The following is a 2,825-nucleotide window of genomic DNA, read 5'->3' as shown; positions in this document are numbered from 1 at the left end:
CCTACCTATTGATTGTAGAAGTAAGTGAAAATCGTACTCTACAAATCATAGAGTACGATTTTATCACTTTTTTAACTCTTAGATACCAATATAAAGTGCAACACCCGTCAGCAAACATACAAAAGCTCTGTTATTCTATATTTAAATATATTGTAGTTTAGAATAACGTAACTTATGTAAAGTAAAAGCCCGTTCTCGAAATGAGCTGGCTTTTTTTTATAATCTGCAGTATGCTTACTTGCTAGTTAAATAACAAGTAGCCATGTATTCCTCCGTGTTTATGGAATTTATGCACTAAAGTTCTTATCCATAATAAGTTATAGCTATTAAATTCCAAACCATGTGAAATAGCATTGGAACGAAGATGTTTTTACTTTTTATAAAGGCAATTCCAAATAGGATTCCTAAGAAAAAAACTTGTATAAATCCGCCCGAAACTAAGTTAGGAATTAATGTTCCTGTATGTATCCAGGTTGGAAAATGTATTAACAAAAATAAACTTGAAGATAGTATTAAAGCCCCAAACTTATTCATTTTGGTTAATAGAAAATTTAAAATCCAACCACGAAATACTAATTCTTCTGTTAGACCAACCAGTAATACACTATTTATGAGATCAATCGGCTGAAACGTCTCTCTAATTTGTAAATTACCATATCCCAAGTAAGAGCCTCCTAATAAAAATAGAATCATCAGCCCTAAAAGTAGTATCCAATTCTCCCAATATATCTTAGTCTGGAATAATTGAGGATACGGTACTTGTAAAGTTGTGGTTCTTTTTATTAACAAGATGCTTGGTATTGTCCAACAACTTACTTTTATAATTGCTTGGATAAAAGCGCTTGGAATAGGGGCTAAGTCTAGTATTTGAGGTTTTATTAGTAATTCGTAAAAAGACCACACACTGAAAAATATAATGATGTAGATTGCTAGATTAATCAAATCTCTATTTTTAGACATTATTTCGCTCCTAAACATTTATTGTTTAGCATAACATACTAAAAAATCTAATGTACATGATATAAGAGTAGTATGTTAAAATCCTTTATACTATAGAATAAATAGGCAATTGTCAAAATATTTAAGCTAGTAATCAATAAAATTTCAGTTCAAGATAGAGAGAAGGAAAAGCAATGGATACTGGTACAAAATTGAAATTGAAGCGCACTAGCCATGGAGTTAGTCAAGAATATTTAGCTAGTAAGATCGGTGTTTCGAGGCAGACTATTTCTAATTGGGAAAATAATCGAACACTTCCTAATGTTGATAACTTATTGGATATGGCTAAAGTGTATAATATTTCGATAGACCAACTATTTGACTCTGAAGTATCAGCAGTAGAATTACCAACTAACAACCATGAAACATTCATAAAAGAACAGTTAAAATTGAGCATGGTTTTACTCTTGTTGTTTATTTTGACAACTGTGTTCAGCCATAATATAGGATTGATTTTGATATGGTTGATAGTGGGTTTTCTTATAAGACAAGTCATTGTATTTTCCTTAAGACTAAAAATCTCGAGGTGACAGTATGATAAATAAATACTCAACAAAAATGGTAGTATTTATTCTAATATACATATGTATTTTCCTGCTTAAAATCCCACAATACATAATCAATAGCGCCAATCAAAAAATCACTATACAAGCTGTTTGTTATACGATGTTGCTGATTATAGGAATTTCGTTGTTCAAAAAGACTATACAATCTAATTTCCATTGGATTAAGCTACATAAATTTAAATCTTTATTGATTTTGGTAGCAGTATATTTAGCAGACGTTTTGTTGTCATCATTAGGATATGGGGTTGTTGAAATATTTTTTTCTACTCTAAACATTACTCCAGATAACTTTCAAAATGACACGAATATTCTAAATACAATAACACTAATCAATCCTGTAATAATATTGGCAATTCTAGCATTTATCGGTCCGATTGTTGAAGAGTTCTTTTTTAAGGGTATTCTTATTACCAAATTCTCTACTAAAATACCTGTGGGTCTAGCCGTTTTACTTTCAAGCAGTTTATTTGCTGCAACCCATATACATAACTTGTATCTAACTGATTTTATTCAAAGTATCCCCTATTTCCTATCAGGTTTGGTATTTGGATTCTCTTATTACAAAACAAAAAATTTGATTTTAATTAGTTTAGTGCATATTTTTATGAATTTAATTAGTTTACTTCCTTTTTTCTTAACGTAGTGAACTGTGGTAATTGATTTGTTTATCCTGTAAGTAAAAAAACTAATTCTCAAAATAGTGACTTTTTATTGTTCAGATTATATTTTTGCTTCGTATTTGGTATAAGGAGTTTCATGTGAACTAATAGCGCTACTTCATGGCAACTAATTCAATTTTTAAACGATCTGGATCTTCAAAAAAAGCCGCATAGTGATTTTTTCCTCCTGCAAATGGGTAATTAGGCGTGTAAAGTTCGTGGGCTTCCATTTCTAGTAATTTAATACGTAATTCATCCACTTTCTGCGGATTGGCAACAGAGAAAGCTATATGATTTAGACCTATGTGTTTTCTATGATAAGGTTCAGCTAAATCCTTTTTCCCATTCTTGAAAAAGAGTATAACCTAACTCTTGAAGTAAAAATGTATAGAATTTTTTAGACTTCTTTAAGTCTTTGACATTTATTTCAATATGATTTATCACGTCATTCACCCCTCAAAAATTATATCAAAAATACCGTTAAAATTTTTACTTGGAATAACGTGATTTATGTAAAAAAAGGGCCAATTCACTATGTGAACTGGCTTTATTTTTTATTAATTTAAACAGCGTCTTTCCAAAAAGCACAACTATGAGATGG

The 2,825-nt window shown here is 30.2% G+C and carries 3 protein-coding genes and 1 pseudogene; 2 read left to right on the top strand and 2 right to left on the bottom strand.

Annotated elements, in window-relative coordinates; all coding sequences use genetic code 11:
- Positions 1-303: 303 nt before the first annotated feature.
- A complete protein-coding gene (locus KUA55_RS18045) occupies positions 304-960 on the bottom strand; it encodes a CPBP family intramembrane glutamic endopeptidase (protein WP_218327762.1) in 657 nt (218 codons plus the stop codon).
- 173 nt (positions 961-1,133) lie between these two features.
- On the opposite strand from KUA55_RS18045, the gene KUA55_RS18040 reads away from it, so the two are divergent.
- Both KUA55_RS18040 and KUA55_RS18035 read left to right on the top strand, forming a co-directional pair.
- Entirely contained in the window at positions 1,134-1,529 is a 396-nt protein-coding gene (locus KUA55_RS18040) for a helix-turn-helix transcriptional regulator (protein WP_218327761.1), read from the top strand.
- Positions 1,530-1,533: 4 nt separating this feature from the next.
- Positions 1,534-2,208, top strand: coding sequence for a CPBP family intramembrane glutamic endopeptidase (locus KUA55_RS18035; RefSeq protein WP_218327760.1), 675 nt, complete (start codon positions 1,534-1,536; stop codon positions 2,206-2,208).
- Between the two features lie 129 nt (positions 2,209-2,337).
- Here the strand turns inward: KUA55_RS18035 and KUA55_RS18030 are convergent.
- Positions 2,338-2,668, bottom strand: a pseudogene (locus KUA55_RS18030) (VOC family protein).
- Between the last annotated feature and the right edge of the window lie 157 nt (positions 2,669-2,825).

It is taken from the genome of Enterococcus alishanensis, from assembly GCF_019218635.1.
Lineage (GTDB): Bacteria > Bacillota > Bacilli > Lactobacillales > Enterococcaceae > Enterococcus_A > Enterococcus_A alishanensis.
This window is presented reverse-complemented; position numbering and strand designations above follow the sequence as displayed.